This window comes from Kitasatospora sp. NPDC093102 (assembly GCF_040683915.1).
In the GTDB taxonomy this organism is placed as follows: domain Bacteria; phylum Actinomycetota; class Actinomycetes; order Streptomycetales; family Streptomycetaceae; genus Kitasatospora.
Map to the genome: position 1 here is coordinate 105,411 of NZ_JBFBFA010000008.1, position 18,077 is coordinate 123,487.

Consider the following 18,077-nt stretch of genomic DNA (forward strand, 5'->3'; position numbering starts at 1 on the left):
ACCGGCGCCGGCAGGACGGGCGCCGGCCGGGCGGACGCCGACCCGACCGGCGCAGGGGCGACCGGGCACCGACCGGACCGGTGTCGGAGCGCCGGCCGTACGACCGAAGACGACGAAGACGGGCTGACCGATACAGATGGCTGGGTTGTTCGAGAGCACCGGCGGTGGCGGCGCGGCGATCGCGCTGGACGAGTGGGAGGCCTCCATCCTGCGCTCGCTGGAAGTGCAGTTGCTGGAGCTGATCGGCCCCGGCCCGGGCGGGGAGGGCACCGACCCGCTGGCCGCGCTGTTCGCCGAGGGCCCGACCGAGGCGCCCGCCGACCCGGTGCTGGCCCGGCTCTTCCCGGACGCCTACCGCGACCCGGAGAAGCCGGAGGACGAGGAGGCCAGGATCGCGTCCGGGGAGTTCCGCCGCTTCACCGAGCTGGACCTGCGGGCCCGCAAGCGGGACGACGCGCTGTTCGTCGTCCGGGCGCTGGACGGCCTCGGCGGCGGTGGGGTGCTCAAGCTGGCCGGGCCCGAGTGCCTGCGCTGGCTGGGCGCGCTGAACGACCTGCGGCTGGCCGTCGGCGTCCGGCTGGAGGTCTCCGAGGACGACGAGGACGGCCTCTACGAGTTGCCGGACGGTGACGAGCGCAAGCCGTTGGTGGTGGCGTACCTGTGGCTGGGCGCCCTCCAGGAGTCGCTGCTGGAGGCCATGGCGGACTGAGGCCTGGCGATAGATCCTGCCCGATTCCGGGCAAGCCCCGGTCGTTTCGTCCAGAATGTGGACGATTGACCGGGGCATTTCTTATGAAAATCGGGCAAAACATATCAGGTCATGCTCAAATAACGCTCAGATGGACACCGTTATCCGAACTTCGCGTGGTACGACTTCTCCACCCCCGAGACCGACCAGGACGGTGCACCATGGCCGAGAAGTTGTACGACGACATGGTCGACAACACGCCGGATGAGGAGGGCTACGAGCGCGGGCTCGGCAGCCGCCAGATCCAGATGATCGCGATCGGCGGCGCGATCGGCACCGGCCTGTTCCTCGGCGCGGGCACCGCGATCTCCCGCTCCGGCCCGAGCCTGATCCTCTCCTACGCCGTCGCCGGCCTGGTGATCTTCGTGATCATGCGGGCGCTCGGCGAACTGCTCACCTACCGCCCGGTCTCCGGTAGCTTCGCCGAGTACGCCCGCGAGTTCCTCGGCCCCTTCGCCGGCTACGTGACCGGCTGGACGTACTGGCTGTTCTGGGTCGTCACCGGCATGGCGGAGACCACCGCCGCCGCGGTCTACGTGCGGTTCTGGGCGCCGGACATACCGCAGTGGATCAGCGCGCTGACCTTCCTGGTCCTGCTCTACGCGGCCAACCTGATCTCGGTGAAGCTGTTCGGCGAGATCGAGTTCTGGTTCTCCATGGTCAAGGTCACCGCCATCATCGGCATGATCCTGATCGGCGTCGGGGTGCTGACCCTCGGCTTCAGCAAGGCCGGTGACACCGCGTCGATCGGCCACCTCTGGCAGGACGGCGGCTTCTTCCCCCAGGGCATCGGCTCCACCGTGATGACCCTTCAGATCGTCATGTTCGCCTACCTGGGCGTCGAGCTGGTCGGCGTCACCGCGGGCGAGAGCGAGAATCCCGAGAAGACCCTGCCGCGCGCCATCAACACCCTGCCCTGGCGGATCGCACTGTTCTACATCGGCGCCCTGGTGGTCATCCTCTCGCTCGTGCCGTGGACCGAATTCCAGCCCGGCGTCAGCCCGTTCGTCGCCGCCTTCGGCAAGATCGGCATCCCGGCGGCGGCCGGTATCATCAACTTCGTGGTGCTCACCGCGGCGCTCTCCTCCTGCAACTCCGGGATGTACTCCACCGGCCGCATGCTGCGCGACCTCGCGCTGAGCGGCCAGGCCCCGCGGCGGCTCACCAGGCTCAACGCCCGCCGCACCCCGGCCTTCGCGATCACCGCCTCCTGCCTGCTGATGGGCGTCGGCGTGGTGCTCAACTACGTCGTCCCGGCACGGGCGTTCGAGTACATCACCTCGGTCGCCACGGTCTGCGGCCTGTGGACCTGGGCGATGATCCTGATCGCCCAGATCCGCTACCGCCGGGCCTGGCGGGCCGGCCACCTGCCGCCGCCCACCTTCAAGGCGCCCGGCGGCGCCTGGGTCAGCAAGGGCGCGCTCGCCTTCCTCGTCCTGGTCGTGGTGCTGATCGGCCTGGACCGGGACAACCGGGTCTCGCTGTTCGTCTTCCCGGGCTGGGCCCTGCTGCTGGTGGTCGGCTACCGGGTGCTCAAGCGCCGCGACCCGCAGGCCGTCCACGGCGCCGCCCCGGACCGGGCGCCCGCCCGCGACGGGAACGTGGACGCACACTGACCGCGCCCCGCACGCCCCGGCGGGCCCGGACACCTGTTCTGGGCCCGCCGGGGCGTGGCTATCCTGACCGCATGCTGACCATCACCCGAGAACTCCGCGACCGGATCGTGGCCCACGCCCGCGCCGACCACCCGGACGAGGCCTGCGGCGTGGTCGCCGGACCGGCCGGCAGCGGACGGCCCGAGCGGTTCATCCCGATGCTCAACGCCGCTCGCTCGCCCACCTTCTACGAGTTCGACTCGGGCGACCTGCTCAAGCTCTACCGCGAGATGGACGACCGGGACGAGGAGCCGGTGATCGTCTACCACTCGCACACCGCCACCGAGGCCTACCCCTCGCGCACCGACGTGAGCTACGCCTCCGAGCCGTTCGCCCACTACGTCCTGGTCTCCACCGCCGAGGGCAACGGCGAGGGGGACCCGTACCAGTTCCGTTCGTTCCGCATCGTGGACGGCGAGATCACGGAGGAAGACGTGCAGGTGGTCGAGGCCCACCCGGCCTGACCGGCACCCCCGCGGACCCGGCCCGCCGACCCCTCGCGAAGGGGCGGCGGGCCGCCGTCGTCTCAGCCCTGGGGACGCGAACATCCGGATCCCGAGACGGGCATGTCCGAGCGGGCCCGGGAATCTATACGATGAACCCATGCGTTCCGTCGATGTGAGCACTCAGGCCCCGGGCACCCGCCTCGTGGCGCGCCTGCACATCGACCTGTGCCGGCACGCCGGCGCGATCTGTCCCGGTACGCCCGCGCGCTCGCGCTGAGAGCCGCTTCACACCTCGCCCGGGGCCTGCCGCCCTCCGGCGCCGCCGAGCACCCCGAGCCCCCGGGCGCCCGCCCGCCCTGCCGCGTCCGCTGCGGCCCACCCACTCCACGACTCGCACAGGAGCGCACTCATGGCCATCGAGGTCCGCATCCCGACCATCCTCCGCACCTACACCGACGGTGCCAAGGCCGTCGAGGGCAACGGCAGCAACCTCGGGGAACTCTTCACCGACCTCGACGCCCGCCACCCGGGCATCGCCGCCCGCCTGGTCGAGGGCGGCGAGCTGCGCCGCTTCGTCAACGTCTACCTGAACGACGAGGACGTCCGCTTCCTGGAGGGCATCTCCACCGCCGTCGCCGACGGCGACAGCGTCACCATCCTGCCCGCCGTGGCCGGCGGCGCCCGCTGAAGTCCCGGGCTCCCCCGCCGCCCACGACGGGGGAGCCGCCCCTCCACCCCCACCGCCTTGGCCGGAGGCCTCCCTTGCGTTACGACAGCCCGCTCGAAGCCGTCGGCAACACCCCGCTGGTCCGCCTGCCGCGGCTGTCCGCCGCCCTCCCCGGCAACGCCGAGGGCCTGGTGAGCCTGTGGGCCAAGCTGGAGGACCGCAACCCCACCGGCTCGATCAAGGACCGCCCGGCCCTGCACATGATCGAGCGCGCCGAGGCCGCCGGCCGGCTCACCCCCGGCTGCACCATCCTGGAGCCCACCAGCGGCAACACCGGCATCTCGCTGGCCATGGCCGCCAAGCTCAAGGGCTACCGGATGGTCTGCGTGATGCCCGAGAACACCAGCGAGGAGCGGCGCGAGCTGCTCCGCATGTGGGGCGCCGAGATCATCTCCTCCCCGGCCGCCGGCGGCTCCAACACCGCCGTCCGGATCGCCAAGGAGATCGCCGCCGAGCACCCCGACTGGGTCATGCTCTACCAGTACGGCAACCCCGACAACGCGGGCGCCCACTACACCGGCACCGGCCCCGAGATCCTCGCCGACCTGCCGACCGTCACCCACTTCGTGGCCGGCCTCGGCACCACCGGCACCCTGATGGGCGTCGGCCGCTACCTGCGCGAGAAGGTCCCCGGCGTGAAGATCGTCGCCGCCGAGCCGCGCTACGACGACCTGGTGTACGGGCTGCGCAACCTGGACGAGGGCTTCGTCCCCGAGCTGTACGACGCCGAGGTGCTCACCACCCGCTTCTCGGTCGGCTCCGCGGACGCCGTCCGCCGCACCCGCGAACTCCTCCAGCAGGAGGGCATCTTCGCGGGCGTCTCGACCGGCGCCATCCTGCACGCGGCGATCGGCGTCGGCCGCAAGGCGGCGGCCGCGGGGGAGCGAGCGGACATCGTCTTCGTGGTCGCCGACGGCGGGTGGAAGTACCTGTCCACCGGCATCTACACCGCCGAGTCCACCGAGGCCGCGGTCGAGGCGCTGCAGGGCCAGCTCTGGGCGTAGGGCGCGCCCGACGAATCCCTAACGGCCTTCCAGCACCTTCCGGGTGAGGTCCCAGACCTGCCGGTCCACCGCGCCGGCCCGGCGGCGGAAGGCCGACAGCGGCACCTCCCGCAGCTCGTCGGTCTCCAGCCAGCTGGCCCGGCCCTGCCGGTCGCCCACCGAACCGGGCGGCAGTGGCAGCACGCCCGGGCGTTCGGCGTGGTGCTTGCTGGTGATCTTCGCGACGGTGACGGTCCGGCCGTGCACCCGCAGCACCAGGCACGGGCGGTCCTTGGACCCGGGCCCGTCCTCGAACGGCACCTGCGCCCACCAGATCTCCTGCGGTTCCGGGCCGGCCCCCGTCCGCGGCCGCGGACCGGTCGGCCCGGCCGGGCGCGGGGCCGGACGGGTGCGCCGCACCAGCGCCGCCGCGGCGGCGGCCAGCAGCGCGACGCCCAGCAGCGACAGGACGAGCCAGGTAGCGGTCATGCCGTTCATGCGGCGAACCGTACCGGGCCGAGGGTGAACGCCACCACCGTGACGGCTGTGACGATTGGGCAATTGTCCGCGCATTGCCCCCGGTTCGTCACGGAACTGCCACAATGCCCGTTCTGCGCACGGAGCCCCGACCGGCCCGGCCAGGCTGCGTCACGAACGTCCGCCCCCGTCCCCGGAGGTGCCCCCGTGACCCGTGGCCCCGAGCTGTGGTCCTGCGCCGAGATCGCCCGTCACATCAACGTCCGGCCCGCGACCGTCCGCAGCTACCGCCGGCACCGGCTGCTGCCCGACCCGGACGTGATCGACGGCAACGGCCACCCGCGCTGGTACCCCTCCACCATCCGCAGCTGGGCCCGAAACCGGCCCGGCCGCCGCTGATCCCCGGCCCGTCAACCGCCCCCGCTCCCGCTCCCGGCGTTCTGGTGATTCCGCCCACAGCCCGGCACGGAGACGGGGGCAAAGTGCCGCTCCGCCCTTACCCTCGACACACCAATGCAGTGCCACCGGCCGGTCCACCGGCCCCGGCCTGCCGTTTTCCATGCTGTTTTCCATGCGGTTCCGGTGGAGGACGGCGATGCCGTTTTCCAGCAGCAGCCAGGATGTGTCGGGGCGGAGGGGCTCGGATGAAACTGACCGTGGTGGGGTGTTCGGGGAGCTTCCCGTCCGCCGACTCGCCCTGCTCCAGCTACCTGGTCGAGGCCGAGGGCTTCCGCGTCGTCCTCGACCTCGGCAACGGAGCCCTCGGCGCCCTCCAGAAGTACACCGGCCTCTACGACGTCGACGCCGTCCTGCTCAGCCACCTGCACGCCGACCACTGCGTCGACCTGTGCGCCTACTGGGTGGCCCGCAACTACCGCGCCGAGGGCTGCCCCGAACTGCTGCCCGTGTACGGTCCGGCCGGCACCGCCGAGCGGCTCGCCCGCGCCTACGACATGCCGGAGAACCCCGGCATGAAGGAGGTGTTCGAGTTCCGCACCCTCACCCCCGGCAGCTTCGAGCTCGGCCCGTTCCGGATCGGCGTCGCCCAGGTCAACCACCCCGTCGACGCCTTCGCCTTCCGGCTGGAGCACGGCGGCCGCTCGCTGGTCTACAGCGGGGACACCGGCGAGAGCGCCGAACTCGTCGAACTCGCCCGCGACACCGACCTCTTCCTCTGCGAGGCCGCGTACATCGACGGGCGCGACACCTACCAGGCCGTCCACCTCAACGGCCGCGAGGCGGGCGAGCACGCCGCCGCGGCCGGCGCCCGCCGGCTCGTCCTCACCCACATCCCCCCGTGGACCGACGCCGAGCACAACCGCCGGGACGCCGCGGCCGTCTACCCCGGTCCGGTCGAGATCGCCCGGGCCGGTGCGGTGTACGAGGTCTGAGCAGGCCGGCGGGGTTCCACCGTCCTGAGCCGTCGTCGCCGCACCAGCTGACCGACCGCCGTGCGCGGCCCGTCCGGAACGCCCGGGCGGGCCGCGCGGTCAACCGAACTCGGCGCGGGAGAAGCGGAGATGACCGGCCGCCGGATCGCCGTGCTGTGCCTGCCGGCGGCCGGTCCGGCGGATCCGGCGCTTCCCTCTCCGGTCAGCGCCGTCCGGGGACGGGCAGCCCGAGGTGGTCCCGCAGGGTGGGGCCGGTGTAGTCGGTGCGGAACACCCCGCGCTCCTGGAGCAGCGGCACCACCCGGTCGACGAACTCGTCCAGGCCGCCCGGGGTGAGGTGGGGGACGAGGATGAAGCCGTCGGCCGCGTCGTTCTGCACGAAGTGGTCGATCTGCGCGGCGACGGTGGCCGGCGAGCCGATGAAGGACTGCCGGCCGGTCAGCTCGATCACCAGTTCGCGGCTGGTCAGCTTCTTCTCCGCGGCCACCGCCCGCCACCGCTCGGCGACGGCCACCGGGTCGGCGTGCCGGACCCGGCCCTGGACCAGGCCGCTGTCGGGGTCGGGGTCGACGGCCGGCAGCGGGCCGTCCGGGTCGTGGCCGGACAGGTCGACGCCCCAGACCTGCTCCAGGAAGGCGATGGCGGTCTGCGGACCGACCTGGGCCCGGCGGATCTCGTGGGCCCGTTCGGCCGCCTCGGTGTCGGTGTCGCCGAGGACGAAGGTGACCCCGGGCATGATCTTCAGCTCGTCCGGCTTGCGTCCGTACGCGGCGAGCCGGCGCTTGACGTCGGCGTGGAAGGCCCGGCCGTCGGCGAGGGTGGAGTGCCGGGAGAAGACCACGTCGGCGGTGGCGGCGGCGAACTCACGTCCCTCGTCGGAGTCACCGGCCTGGATCACCACCGGGTGGCCCTGCGGCGGGCGCGGCAGGGAGAGCCGGCCCTCGACCTCGAACTGCGGTCCCGAGTGCCGGACGGGCTCCTCCCCGGCGTCCCAGAACTCCCGTGCCAGCTGGACGAATTCGGCGGCCCGGGTGTAGCGGTCGGCCCGGTCCAGGTAGCCGCCGCGGCGGAAGTTCTCCCCGGTGAAGGCGTCCGAGGAGGTGACCACGTTCCAGGCCGCGCGGCCGCCGGAGAGGTGGTCCAGCGAGGCGAAGCGGCGGGCGAGCTCGTACGGCTCGTTGAAGGTCGCGTTGACGGTGGCGGCCAGTCCGAGCCGCTCGGTGACGGCGGCCAGCGCGTTCAGCACGGTGATCGACTCGGGGCGGCCGACCACGTCGAGGTCGTGGATGAGGCCCTTGGTCTCGCGCAGTCGCAGGCCCTCGGCGAGGAAGAAGAAGTCGAACTTCCCGCGTTCGGCGGTCTGCGCGAGGTGGCGGAAGGAGGAGAACTCGATGTGGCTGCCGGCGGCCGGGTCGCTCCAGACGGTGGTGTTGTTGACGCCGGGGAAGTGCGCGGCGAGGTGGATCTGCTTGAGCGGTCGGTCCGTCATCGGGTCACCTCGGCGAGGGCGGGGGAAGCGGTGGAGGCGTCGGCGGGGCGGGCGGCGTAGCGGCTGGCCGGGCGGGCCAGGCCGAGGTGCTCGCGCAGGGTGCGGCCGGTGTACTCGGCGCGCAGCAGTCCGGCGGCGCGCAGGGCGGGGGCGATCCGGTCGGCCAGTGCGGCCAGGTCGCGCGGCGGGTCGGCGGGGGAGAGGTGGAAGCCGTCGACGCCGGTGCCGGTCGCGGTGAGCTCGGTGAGCAGCCGCTCGTCGGCGGCCCGGTCGGGCAGGGCGGACAGGGCGGGATCGAGCCGGGCGAGGATGCGCAGGCCCTCGCCGGCCCGCAGCCGCAGTTCGGTGGCGGCGGTCAGCCGGGTGGCGGGGTCGGGGGCGTCGAGCAGCACGACGTCGGCGTGCCGGATCGCGGCGGCGACCCGGGCGCGCCCGCCGGGGGAGGCGTCCGGTGCGAGGTCGGCGGCGGCGACCGGTACCGCGACCACCGGGCGGCCCTGCGGCGGGCGTGGGGTGACGGACGGGCCGCGGACCGAGAAGTGCGGGCCCTCGAAGTCGATGTAGTGCAGCTTGTCGCGGTCGATGAACCGCCCGGTGGCGGTGTCGCGGATCTCCGCGTCGTCCTCCCAGCTGTCCCAGAGCCGGGCGGCCACCTCGACGGCGTCGGCGGCCTCGGCCCACAGCTCGTCCTCGGCGGCGACCGGCCGGCGGCCGAAGGCCCGCGCCTCGGCCTCGGTCGCGGAGACGCCGACCAGCCAGCCCGCCCGGCCCTCGCTGGCCCAGTCCAGGGTGTTGACCGAGATCGAGGTGTGGAAGGGCTCGGTGTGGGTGGTGGTGACGGTCGGCACCAGCCCGACCCGGCTGGTCGGCGGGGCGATCCGGGCGAGGGTGGCGAGCGCGTCGGGACGGCTCGGCGCGGGGGCGAAGGAGTCGTCGAGGGTGACGAAGTCCAGGGTGGCCCGCTCGGCGAGGCGGGCGAGGGAGGTGTAGTGCCCGGCGTCGAAACGGCCGGGGCTGTCGAGGGCTGCGGACAGGTGCAACTGGCGGGGCATGGTGAGCCTGACTTCCTCGTGCGGACGCGTGCGGGCACCGGCGCACCCGTGCGGAGACGGGTGCGCGGGGGCACGCCGACGCGCGGTGGCGGCCCGCGGGCGGAGCCCGTACGGGCGGGGAGGGAGGGACCGGCGCCGGGCGGGACGTCAGCCGGGCGGCGGCGGGGGAACGGTCAGCTCAGCCGCGACACGCCGCGGACCACACGCGACCGAAGTCGATGTGGCTGCGGGTGACCAGCGGGCACGAGGCGTTCACCGCTTCAGTTGACCAGGGCGTCCGTCGGTTCGTCAACCGCCGTTTCCGCCCGCTCGGCGCGCCCCGGTACGCGCGAGGCCCCGCCCCGCCGCGGGGGGAGCGGCGGCGGGGCGGGGCCTTCGAGGCGGACGGTGACGCGGGCGTCAGGCCTTGGTGACGTCCTCGATCTCGTCGTCGTCCTCGCGACCGGGGGTCTTGAGGTCGAACCTGGTGATCGCGAACCGGAAGAGGAAGTAGTAGATCGCGGCGAAGACCAGGCCGATCGGGATGATCATCCACGGGTCGGTGGCCTTGTTCCAGGCCAGCGCGTAGTCGATCAGGCCGCCGGAGAAGGTGAAGCCGTCGTGCACGCCGAGCGCCCAGGTGACGGTCATCGAGACGGCCGTGAGCAGCGCGTGGATGACGTACAGGACCGGGGCGATGAAGACGAAGGAGAACTCGATCGGCTCGGTGACACCGGTGACGAAGGAGGTCAGGGCCAGCGACACCATCATGCCGGTGACGGCCTTGCGGCGGTGCGGCTTGGCGGCGTGGGCGATGGCCAGCGCGGCGGCGGGCAGCGCGAACATCATGATCGGGTAGAAGCCCGACATGAACTGTCCGGCGGACGGGTCGCCGGCGAAGAAGCGGGTCAGGTCGCCGTGCACGACGGTGCCGTCGGCCTTGGTGAAGTCACCGGTCTGGAACCAGGCGAAGGAGTTCACGAACTGGTGCATGCCGACCGGCAGCAGACCACGGTTGACCAGGCCGAAGGCGCCCGCACCGATCGCGCCGGCGCCGATCAGGGTGTCGTTCAGGCTCTTGACGGCGTCACCGATCGGGCCCCAGGCCAGACCGAAGAAGACGCCGACGGCGGTGCCGACGAAGGCCATGATGATCGGGACCAGACGGCGGCCGTTGAAGAAGCCGAGCCAGTCGACCAGCTTGGTGCGGTGGTACTTCTGCCACAGCACCGCGGCCAGCAGGCCGATCACGATGCCGCCGAGCACGCCCGGGTCCTGGTAGACCGGCTTGATCCACTTGTCGCCGTCGACGTGGCCCTCGGAGACCGGGAACGCGGTGAGGACGTTCTTGTACACCAGGAAGCCGACCAGCGCGGCGAGGGCGGTGGAGCCGTCGGCCTTCTTGGCGAAGCCGATCGCGATGCCCACCGCGAAGAGCAGCGCCAGGTTGGAGAAGACGCCGTCACCGGCGGTGGCGAAGACCGAGGCGACCTTGTCCCAGCCGAGGCCGTCCTTGCCGAACACGTCGTCCTGGCCGAGACGCATCAGCAGGCCGGCGGCGGGGAGCACGGCGATGGGCAGCTGGAGGCTGCGGCCGATCTTCTGCAGACCCTGGAGGAGGTTCTGGCCGAACTTCTTGGCGGGGCTGGGCGAGGCCGGAGCCGTGGCGGGCGCCGGTGCCTGCGCAGACTGACTCATGGGGGTGGGTTCCTAACGGCATGGCGGTCGGTCGGGGGGAGGGCACAGGGGCCGAACCGCGAACTGGTCTACACCACACGTGGTGTAGACCAGTTTTGTAGCACGGGCGGAGAAGTCGAGGAACCCCGGAAAGCGGTGTCACCGCGAAGTGCTATGAAATCGAAACCTACTTACCGAATGGCGATCATGGTCACCCGTCGCGATTGGGATTTTGGCCGACTGCGCAACAAAATCGATTTTGGCTAATGGCGCAACAAAAGCGCGGCGTGTCCTGCCAGGGGCGTTGGGCCGCGGCGGCGGGCCTTTGGGAAATGCCGGAGGCCTCCGAACCCGTCGGTCCGGAGGCCATTGCGGGGATAACCCCGGTGGCGCTCGGTTTCAGGCCTTGGTGACGTCCTCGACCTCGGACTCGTCCTCCCGGCCCGGCGTTTTCAGGTTGAATTTGATGATGATGAACCGGAAGAGCGCGTAGTACACGACGGCGAAGCAGAGGCCGATCGGGATGATCAGCCACGGCTTGGTGGCCAGCCCCCAGTTGATCACGTAGTCGATCAGGCCGGCCGAGAAGCTGAACCCGTCGTGCACCCCGAGCCCCCAGGTCACCGCCATCGAGGCGCCGGTCAGCAGCGCGTGCACGGCGTACAGGGCCGGGGCGATGTAGGCGAAGGAGTACTCGATCGGCTCGGTGATGCCGGTGACGAAGGAGGTCAGGCCGACCGAGAGCATCAGGCCGTAGATCTCCTTGCGCCGGTGCGGCTTCGCCGAGTGCGCGATGGCGAGGGCGGCCGCCGGCAGCGCGAACATCATGATCGGGAAGAAGCCGGACTGGAACTGGCCGGCCGTCGGGTCGCCCGCCAGGAAGCGCGGGATGTCGCCGTGCGCGATCGTGCCGTCCGGCCTGACGAACTCCCCGAACTGGAACCAGACGAAGGTGTTCAGCAGCTGGTGCATGCCGATCAGCAGCAGGGCACGGTTGAACACGCCGAAGATGCCGGCGCCGCCCGCGCCCAGGTCGGCGAGGGTCTGCGAGAAGTCGTTCAGGCCGCGGCCGATCGGCGGCCAGACCCAGAGCGCCACCACGGCGGTCAGCATGCCGACCAGGGCGGTGATCATCGGGACCAGGCGGCGGCCGTTGAAGAAGCCGAGCCAGTCGACCAGCCTGGTGCGGTGGAACCGGACCCACAGCCAGGCCGACATCAGGCCGATCAGGATGCCGCCCAGCACGCCGGGGTTCTGGTACGTCGCGGCCGCCGCCTTCGCCGAGCCGTAGTCCACGCACTGCTCGCCGACCAGCACCGTCGGCGGCCTGCAACTCTCCGGGAAGGCGTGCAGGACCCGGAAGTAGACCAGGAAGCCGACCACGGCGGCCAGCGCCGTCGAGCCGTCCGCCTTCTTCGCCATGCCGATCGCGACGCCGACGCAGAACAGCATCGGCAGGCCGAAGGCGGAGTCGAGCAGTGCGCCGCCCGCGGCGGCGAAGACCTTCGCGACGTCGTCCCAGCCCAGCCCGTCCTTGCCGAACACGTCCGGTTGGCCGAGCCGGTTGAGGATGCCCGCAGCGGGGAGCACCGCCACCGGGAGCTGCAGGGAGCGGCCCATCTTCTGGAGGCCGCCGTAGAAGGTGTGCCACCACGTGGTCCGCGGAGCCGTGGCGCCAGCCGAACTCATCCTTCGCCCTTCGGGAGCGGTTGCCGACCCGGGGCCCCTGCGGGACCCTCGGGCGGGGCTCGGGAACACCCGGGGCCGTTCCCGCGTTCCTCGGAGTACACATATATTGGTGTAGACCACATAGAAGCAGGCCGTACTCCGGAGGCGTGAGCCCCACTGGTCGTCATCCTCGGGCGGCGACCGGGAGCCTGCCCGCCGAAATGGGCCAAAAGTGGACTAACGTGGCGGACCGGACCGGCACGGGTGATGCTGGTCGCGCTGCTCGCCGGCACGACCGCAGCCGAACCCGCGTCAGCCACCGGCACGGACCTCACCGCCCGGCGGTCGAGGGACACCCCAGCACCAGCGCAGGACGGCACCCGGCAGAGCCGCCGACGGGCCGAGACAGAGGGAGAAACCAGATGGCCAGCAAGGCTGAGAAGATCGTCGCCGGTCTGGGCGGCATCGAGAACATCGAAGAGGTCGAAGGCTGCATCACCCGCCTGCGCACCGAGGTCAAGGACGCCGCCCTGGTCGACGAGGCCGCCCTCAAGGCCGCCGGCGCCCACGGCGTCGTGAAGATGGGCACCGCGATCCAGGTCGTCATCGGCACCGACGCCGACCCGATCGCCGCCGACATCGAGGACATGATGTGAGCTGAGCCACCCGGGCCCGGCCCGCCCGGCCCGCCGACCCGCTCAGGGGGACGGCGGGCCGCGGCGCATCCGGCGCCACCTCCCGGAGCGACTACGCTCAGTGCCTATGTCACGCATCGACGGCCGCACCCCCGAACAGCTCCGCCCGATCACCATCGAGCGGGGCTGGAGCAAGCACGCCGAAGGCTCCGTCCTCATCTCCTACGGCGACACCAAGGTGCTGTGCACCGCCAGCGTCACCGAAGGCGTGCCCCGCTGGCGCAAGGGCAGCGGCGAAGGCTGGGTCACTGCCGAGTACTCCATGCTCCCGCGCGCCACCAACACCCGTGGCGACCGCGAGGCCGTCAAGGGCCGCATCGGCGGCCGCACCCACGAGATCAGCCGGCTCATCGGCCGCTCGCTGCGCGCCGTGGTCGACCACCGCGCGCTCGCCGAGAACACCATCGTCCTCGACTGCGACGTCCTCCAGGCCGACGGCGGCACCCGCACCGCCGCCATCACCGGCGCCTACATCGCCCTCGTCGACGCCGTCGCCTGGGCCCGCGACAAGAAGCTGCTGCGCGCCAAGGGCCAGCCGATCACCGGCGGCGTCAGCGCCGTCAGCGTCGGCATCATCGACGGCGTCCCGATGCTCGACCTCCAGTACGAGGAGGACGTGCGCGCCGAGACCGACATGAACATCGTCTGCACCTCCGACGGCCGCTTCGTCGAGGTCCAGGGCACCGCCGAGGGCGCCCCGTTCGACCGCGACCTGCTCGACCGGCTGCTCGACCTCGGCAGCCTCGGCTGCGCCGAGCTCGACGAGATCCAGCGCAAGGCCCTGGAGGGCTGAACCCGCGCGGCTCCCGCCGCCGTCGACCGGATCGGATGCACGGTCAGCTCCGTGGTGCGGACGGCCGTTCGGGCCGCGGGCGAACGGCCCGCCGAACGCCCGGCCTGCTGTACAGGCCGGGCCCGGAGACCGTACGGTTCCCGCAGCACTCCCGCTGCGGGAACCGCGTACCTCCCGGCGCGCGTCCCACCTACGGAACCCGCGCCCCACAGGAGGATCGGATGCCGTCGAGCATCGCCCGCCCCACCGCCCTCGCCGTGGCGGGACTCATCGCGATCCTCCCGCTCAGCATGGTGAGCTGCTCCGCCGCCCAGAAGGCGCTCGACTGCGGCAACACCGCCGTCAGGATCACCGGTGACATCGCCGACGTCACCAAGGCCTACGACAACGCGAGCAACGACTCGGCGGTCGCCGGGAAGGCCCTGCAGAAGCTCAAGAACGACCTCGACCAGGTCGGGAAGAACTCCAAGAACACCGACGTCGCCAAGGCCGTGACCGATCTGCAGAAGCAGGTCGAGAACGTGCAGCGGGCCGCCGACAAGAACGAGGTCCCGGACCTCAAGCCGCTCGGCGACGCCGCCGGCAACCTCACCTCGGTCTGCAGCGGCTGACGGTCCCCGGCCACTCGATAGGGTGGGTGACATGTCCACCCGCCTGATCCTCGCCACCCGCAACCAGCACAAGGTCACCGAGCTCCGCGCCATCCTGGCGGACGCCGGCCTGGACGTCGAGCTCGTCGGCGCCGACGCCTACCCGGAGATCCCGGACGTCCCCGAGACCGGTGTCACCTTCGCCGAGAACGCCCTGCTCAAGGCGCACGCCCTGGCCCGCGCCACCGGCCTGCCCGCCGTCGCCGACGACTCCGGCCTCTGCGTGGACGTGCTCAACGGCGCGCCCGGCATCTTCTCCGCCCGCTGGGCCGGCAAGCACGGCGACGACCGGGCCAACCTCGACCTGCTGCTCGCCCAGCTCTCCGACATCGCCGAGCCGCACCGCGGCGCCCACTTCTTCTGCGCCGCCGCCCTCGCCCTCCCCGACGGCACCGAGCGCGTCGTCGAGGGCCGCCTCCTCGGGACCCTGCGCACCGCCCCGGCCGGCGACGGCGGCTTCGGCTACGACCCGATCCTCCAGCCCCTCGGCGAGACCCGCACCTGCGCGGAGCTCACGGCCGACGAGAAGAACGCCATCAGCCACCGCGGCCAGGCCTTCCGTGCTCTGGCGCCGGTGGTCCAGGACCTCCTGGGCTGACGTTCCGTCCGGCAGACACGTCGAAGGCCCGCCCCGAGATCGTCTCGGGGCGGGCCTTCGATTCTTAGGTGTAAGGCTAGTGCGGCCTGAGGGACTCGAACCCTCACGGGGTTTCCCCCACCGGAACCTAAATCCGGCGCGACTGCCAGCTCCGCCAAGGCCGCGTAGCCCCTAGTCTAGGGCCTCGCTTCCGGTGGGAACACCGCGATTTCGTTCGACGCCTCACGCTTGTTCTTGTTCCGTCCGCAATAGGTGTCGGTGACGGAGTGGCAGTTGGGGCGGAGCGAGCGCGGCGAGCAGTTCGCGGGTGTACGTGACCGGCATGGTCGTCCCCCTGTGGGCAGTCGTGCGCCCGTCCCCCGGCATGCGAACGATCGAGATGGGGTTCGGTTACGGGCAGGGGTGGGTTTCGGCCAGGGGCTGACTGGTTGTCGAGGGCCCCGACCTGTGGTGTTTGGCTGTTGATTACCAATTGGTACAGACCTATTGACCTATGTGGTTCAGACCACATAGCTTCTGCGCCAATTGCAATCCCCCACGTGCGTGCTCCCCCACAGGCACGCGCCGACACTCTCTCCTGGAGGACCGAGTGTTGATCCGAAACACGGCGGAGCGGCGTCCCACCGCTGCCCACCGCCGGAAGAGCCCGGCGGCCAGGGCCGGTGTCGCCTCGCTCGCGGCGGCCTCGCTGGCCGGGCTGCTGATGGCGACGCTCGGCGCGGCGCCCTCGCAGGCGTCGGCGGCCGTCGACAACGCGGCCTGCCGCCCGGACGGCCTGTACCAGACGCCCGGGGTGGACGTCCCGTACTGCTCCGTCTACGACACCAGCGGGCGCGAGAAGATGGGCGCGGACCACCAGCGCCGCATCATCGGCTACTTCACCGGCTGGCGCACCGGCAAGAACGGTGACGCGCCGTACCTCGTGAACGACGTCCCCTGGGGCAAGGTCACCCACCTCAACTACGCCTTCGGCCACGTCGGCGGCGACAACAAGCTCTCGGTCGGCACCGACGGCCCGGCCAACGAGGCCACCGGGATCTCCTTCCCCGGCGTCCCCGGCGCCGAGCTGGACCCGAGCCTGCCGTACAAGGGCCACTTCAACCTGCTGACGAAGTTCAAGAAGCAGTACCCGAACGTCAAGACCCTGATCTCGGTGGGCGGTTGGACCGAGACCGGCGGCTACTTCGGGGACGACGGCAAGCGCGTCAACTCCGGCGGCTTCTACTCGATGACCGTCAACGCGGACGGCAGCGTCAACCAGGCCGGCATCGACACCTTCGCGGCCTCCTCGGTCGACTTCATCCGCAAGTACGGCTTCAACGGCGTCGACATCGACTACGAGTACCCGACCTCGATGAAGGACGCCGGCAACCCGCTGGACTGGCAGCTCGCCAACGCCAAGCGCGGCTCGCTGGCCAAGGGTTACGCGGCGCTGATGAAGACCCTGCGCGAGAGCCTGGACAAGGCCGGCGCCGCCGACGGCAAGCACTACCTGCTGTCGGTCGCCGCCCCGTCCTCCGGCTACCTGCTGCGCGGCATGGAGACCTTCCAGGTGGCCAAGTACCTGGACTACGTCAACATCATGTCGTACGACCTGCACGGCGCCTGGAACAAGTACGTCGGCCCGAACGCCTCGCTGTTCGACGACGGCAAGGACGGCGAGCTGGCCGCCGCCAACGTCTACGGCACCGCGCAGTACGGCGGCATCGGCTACCTCAACGCCGACTGGTCGTACCACTACTTCCGCGGCTCGATGCCCGGCGGCCGGATCAACGTCGGCCTGCCGTACTACACCCGCGGTTTCAAGAACGTCCAGGGCGGCGCCAACGGCCTCTGGGGCACCGCCTCGGCGACCACCTGTCCGGCCGGCTCCGGACTGACCGCCTGCGGTGACGGCGCGGTCGGCATCGACAACATCTGGAACGACAAGGACGACGCGGGCAAGGAGTCCCCGGCCGGGTCGAACCCGATGTGGCACGCCAAGAACCTGGAGAAGGGCATCCTGCCCGACTACCTGGCCAAGTACGGGGTGTCCGACACCGCGCTCCAGGGCACCTACACCCGCAACTACAGCTCCGCCCTGGTGGCGCCGTGGCTGTGGAACGACACCAAGAAGGTGTTCCTCTCCACCGAGGACGAGCAGTCGGTGGGCGCCAAGGCGGACTACATCGTCGACCAGGGCGCCGGCGGCGCGATGATCTGGGAGCTCGCGGGCGACTACAGGTGGGACGCCACCGCCAACGGCGGCAAGGGCGAGTACGTCCCCGGTGCGACGCTGACCTCGCTGATGTACGACAAGTTCAAGGCGGCGGCCCCGTACGGCGCGACCCGCTCGACGACCGCGCTGCCGCAGCAGACCCTGCCGGTCGACGTGTCGTTCACCAACTTCGCGCTGGGCGACTCGAACTACCCGATCAACCCGAAGCTGCACATCGTCAACAACTCGACACTCACCCTGCCGGGCGGCACCGAGTTCCAGTTCGACTACGGCAACTCGGCCCCGGGCAACGCCAAGGACCAGTCCGGCTTCGGCCTCCAGGTCATCAAGCAGGACAACCCGGGCCCGGGCAACGTCGGGGGCCTGAAGGGCACCTACAACCGGGTGTCGGTCAAGCTGCCGGGCTGGCAGTCGCTGGCGCCGGGCGCCTCGATCGACATGGACTTCGTCTACTACCTGCCGGTGTCCACGCCGTCGAACTGGACGGTCAACGTGGGCGGCACGCTGTACGGGATCAAGGGCGACCTGACCCGTGGCGCGGTGGACGGCGGCACGCCGACCCCGACCCCGACCCCGTCGCAGACGGCCACCCCGACGCCGACCCCCACGGGCACGCCGACCGGGACGCCGACCGGGACACCGACGCCGACCCCGGGCACCTGCACGGCCGCCCCGAGCTGGGACGCGGGCACCACCTACGCGACCCCCACCAAGGTCTCGTGGAAGGGCCACTACTACCAGAACAAGTGGTGGACCAAGGGCGACGACCCCGCGGCCGGCGGTGCGTGGGGCGTCTGGAGCGACCTCGGGGCCTGCTGATCAGGGCGGTCC

Annotated in this window: 18 protein-coding genes and 1 tRNA gene; 13 read left to right on the forward strand and 6 right to left on the reverse strand. The window is 71.4% G+C overall.

Annotation, left to right across the window (positions count from 1 at the left end):
* Positions 1 to 136: 136 nt before the first annotated feature.
* From AB0O11_RS14260 to AB0O11_RS14285, 6 genes are all read left to right on the forward strand, one after another.
* Positions 137 to 709 (forward strand): DUF2017 domain-containing protein, encoded by a 573-nt coding sequence (locus tag AB0O11_RS14260; RefSeq protein ID WP_363385709.1) that lies wholly within the window; start codon positions 137 to 139, stop codon positions 707 to 709.
* Positions 710 to 909: 200 nt separating this feature from the next.
* A complete protein-coding gene (locus AB0O11_RS14265) occupies positions 910 to 2,364 on the forward strand; it encodes an amino acid permease (RefSeq protein WP_363385711.1) in 1,455 nt (484 codons plus the stop codon).
* Between the two features lie 71 nt (positions 2,365 to 2,435).
* On the forward strand, positions 2,436 to 2,867 hold the full coding sequence (locus AB0O11_RS14270) for a M67 family metallopeptidase (RefSeq protein ID WP_363385714.1): 432 nt from the start codon (positions 2,436 to 2,438) through the stop codon (positions 2,865 to 2,867).
* Between the two features lie 139 nt (positions 2,868 to 3,006).
* Positions 3,007 to 3,126, forward strand: coding sequence for a putative leader peptide (locus AB0O11_RS14275; protein ID WP_310593142.1), 120 nt, complete (start codon positions 3,007 to 3,009; stop codon positions 3,124 to 3,126).
* Positions 3,127 to 3,258: 132 nt separating this feature from the next.
* Positions 3,259 to 3,537, forward strand: a complete 279-nt coding sequence (locus tag AB0O11_RS14280) for a MoaD/ThiS family protein (RefSeq protein WP_224282816.1) — start codon at positions 3,259 to 3,261, stop codon at positions 3,535 to 3,537.
* Between the two features lie 74 nt (positions 3,538 to 3,611).
* Positions 3,612 to 4,580, forward strand: coding sequence for a cysteine synthase (locus AB0O11_RS14285; protein WP_363385717.1), 969 nt, complete (start codon positions 3,612 to 3,614; stop codon positions 4,578 to 4,580).
* Between the two features lie 18 nt (positions 4,581 to 4,598).
* On the opposite strand, the gene AB0O11_RS14290 is transcribed toward AB0O11_RS14285, so the two are convergent.
* The gene (locus AB0O11_RS14290; RefSeq protein WP_363386093.1) at positions 4,599 to 5,048 is read right to left on the reverse strand and encodes a type II toxin-antitoxin system PemK/MazF family toxin; all 450 of its coding nucleotides are present in this window, start codon (positions 5,046 to 5,048) and stop codon (positions 4,599 to 4,601) included.
* 195 nt (positions 5,049 to 5,243) lie between these two features.
* Here AB0O11_RS14290 and AB0O11_RS14295 point away from each other — a divergent pair, with 195 nt between their 5' ends.
* Both AB0O11_RS14295 and AB0O11_RS14300 read left to right on the forward strand, forming a co-directional pair.
* Entirely contained in the window at positions 5,244 to 5,435 is a 192-nt protein-coding gene (locus AB0O11_RS14295) for a MarR family transcriptional regulator (protein ID WP_224284985.1), read from the forward strand.
* A gap of 245 nt (positions 5,436 to 5,680) precedes the next feature.
* Positions 5,681 to 6,427 (forward strand): MBL fold metallo-hydrolase, encoded by a 747-nt coding sequence (locus AB0O11_RS14300; protein ID WP_363385721.1) that lies wholly within the window; start codon positions 5,681 to 5,683, stop codon positions 6,425 to 6,427.
* Positions 6,428 to 6,629: 202 nt separating this feature from the next.
* On the opposite strand, the gene AB0O11_RS14305 is transcribed toward AB0O11_RS14300, so the two are convergent.
* From AB0O11_RS14305 to AB0O11_RS14320, 4 genes are all read right to left on the reverse strand, one after another.
* A complete protein-coding gene (locus tag AB0O11_RS14305) occupies positions 6,630 to 7,916 on the reverse strand; it encodes an LLM class flavin-dependent oxidoreductase (protein WP_363385724.1) in 1,287 nt (428 codons plus the stop codon).
* Entirely contained in the window at positions 7,913 to 8,968 is a 1,056-nt protein-coding gene (locus tag AB0O11_RS14310) for an LLM class flavin-dependent oxidoreductase (RefSeq protein WP_363385727.1), read from the reverse strand. Before AB0O11_RS14310 ends, AB0O11_RS14305 begins: the two co-directional genes overlap by 4 nt.
* A gap of 399 nt (positions 8,969 to 9,367) precedes the next feature.
* Complete coding sequence (locus AB0O11_RS14315) at positions 9,368 to 10,645, reverse strand: PTS transporter subunit EIIC (protein WP_363385730.1); 1,278 nt, start codon at positions 10,643 to 10,645, stop codon at positions 9,368 to 9,370.
* A 378-nt stretch (positions 10,646 to 11,023) separates the two neighbouring features.
* A complete protein-coding gene (locus AB0O11_RS14320; protein WP_363385733.1) occupies positions 11,024 to 12,313 on the reverse strand; it encodes a PTS transporter subunit EIIC in 1,290 nt (429 codons plus the stop codon).
* Between the two features lie 401 nt (positions 12,314 to 12,714).
* Between AB0O11_RS14320 and AB0O11_RS14325 the strand changes: the two genes are divergently transcribed.
* From AB0O11_RS14325 to rdgB, 4 genes are all read left to right on the forward strand, one after another.
* Positions 12,715 to 12,948, forward strand: a complete 234-nt coding sequence (locus AB0O11_RS14325; RefSeq protein WP_224281934.1) for a PTS glucose/sucrose transporter subunit IIB — start codon at positions 12,715 to 12,717, stop codon at positions 12,946 to 12,948.
* A gap of 106 nt (positions 12,949 to 13,054) precedes the next feature.
* Complete coding sequence (gene rph / locus AB0O11_RS14330) at positions 13,055 to 13,780, forward strand: ribonuclease PH (protein ID WP_363385736.1); 726 nt, start codon at positions 13,055 to 13,057, stop codon at positions 13,778 to 13,780.
* A gap of 221 nt (positions 13,781 to 14,001) precedes the next feature.
* The gene (locus AB0O11_RS14335) at positions 14,002 to 14,391 is read left to right on the forward strand and encodes a hypothetical protein (protein ID WP_363385739.1); all 390 of its coding nucleotides are present in this window, start codon (positions 14,002 to 14,004) and stop codon (positions 14,389 to 14,391) included.
* 31 nt (positions 14,392 to 14,422) lie between these two features.
* A complete protein-coding gene (rdgB, locus tag AB0O11_RS14340; protein WP_363385742.1) occupies positions 14,423 to 15,028 on the forward strand; it encodes an RdgB/HAM1 family non-canonical purine NTP pyrophosphatase in 606 nt (201 codons plus the stop codon).
* Positions 15,029 to 15,108: 80 nt separating this feature from the next.
* On the opposite strand, the gene AB0O11_RS14345 is transcribed toward rdgB, so the two are convergent.
* Positions 15,109 to 15,192: transfer RNA gene (locus AB0O11_RS14345), tRNA-Leu, on the reverse strand.
* Positions 15,193 to 15,716: 524 nt separating this feature from the next.
* Here AB0O11_RS14345 and AB0O11_RS14350 point away from each other — a divergent pair.
* Entirely contained in the window at positions 15,717 to 18,065 is a 2,349-nt protein-coding gene (locus AB0O11_RS14350) for a chitinase C-terminal domain-containing protein (protein WP_363386095.1), read from the forward strand.
* Positions 18,066 to 18,077 lie beyond the last annotated feature (12 nt).

Bases quoted from the DNA above. Each gene is read 5' to 3' on its own strand.
- AB0O11_RS14260 (WP_363385709.1), top strand. From the start codon at position 137: ATGGCTGGGTTGTTCGAGAGCACCGGCGGTGGCGGCGCGGCGATCGCG.
- AB0O11_RS14265 (WP_363385711.1), top strand. From the start codon at position 910: ATGGCCGAGAAGTTGTACGACGACATGGTCGACAACACGCCGGATGAG.
- AB0O11_RS14270 (WP_363385714.1), top strand. From the start codon at position 2,436: ATGCTGACCATCACCCGAGAACTCCGCGACCGGATCGTGGCCCACGCC.
- AB0O11_RS14275 (WP_310593142.1), top strand. From the start codon at position 3,007: ATGCGTTCCGTCGATGTGAGCACTCAGGCCCCGGGCACCCGCCTCGTG.
- AB0O11_RS14280 (WP_224282816.1), top strand. From the start codon at position 3,259: ATGGCCATCGAGGTCCGCATCCCGACCATCCTCCGCACCTACACCGAC.
- AB0O11_RS14290 (WP_363386093.1), bottom strand. From the start codon at position 5,048: ATGACCGCTACCTGGCTCGTCCTGTCGCTGCTGGGCGTCGCGCTGCTG.
- AB0O11_RS14300 (WP_363385721.1), top strand. From the start codon at position 5,681: ATGAAACTGACCGTGGTGGGGTGTTCGGGGAGCTTCCCGTCCGCCGAC.
- AB0O11_RS14305 (WP_363385724.1), bottom strand. From the start codon at position 7,916: ATGACGGACCGACCGCTCAAGCAGATCCACCTCGCCGCGCACTTCCCC.
- AB0O11_RS14310 (WP_363385727.1), bottom strand. From the start codon at position 8,968: ATGCCCCGCCAGTTGCACCTGTCCGCAGCCCTCGACAGCCCCGGCCGT.
- AB0O11_RS14315 (WP_363385730.1), bottom strand. From the start codon at position 10,645: ATGAGTCAGTCTGCGCAGGCACCGGCGCCCGCCACGGCTCCGGCCTCG.
- AB0O11_RS14320 (WP_363385733.1), bottom strand. From the start codon at position 12,313: ATGAGTTCGGCTGGCGCCACGGCTCCGCGGACCACGTGGTGGCACACC.
- AB0O11_RS14325 (WP_224281934.1), top strand. From the start codon at position 12,715: ATGGCCAGCAAGGCTGAGAAGATCGTCGCCGGTCTGGGCGGCATCGAG.
- rph (WP_363385736.1), top strand. From the start codon at position 13,055: ATGTCACGCATCGACGGCCGCACCCCCGAACAGCTCCGCCCGATCACC.
- AB0O11_RS14335 (WP_363385739.1), top strand. From the start codon at position 14,002: ATGCCGTCGAGCATCGCCCGCCCCACCGCCCTCGCCGTGGCGGGACTC.
- rdgB (WP_363385742.1), top strand. From the start codon at position 14,423: ATGTCCACCCGCCTGATCCTCGCCACCCGCAACCAGCACAAGGTCACC.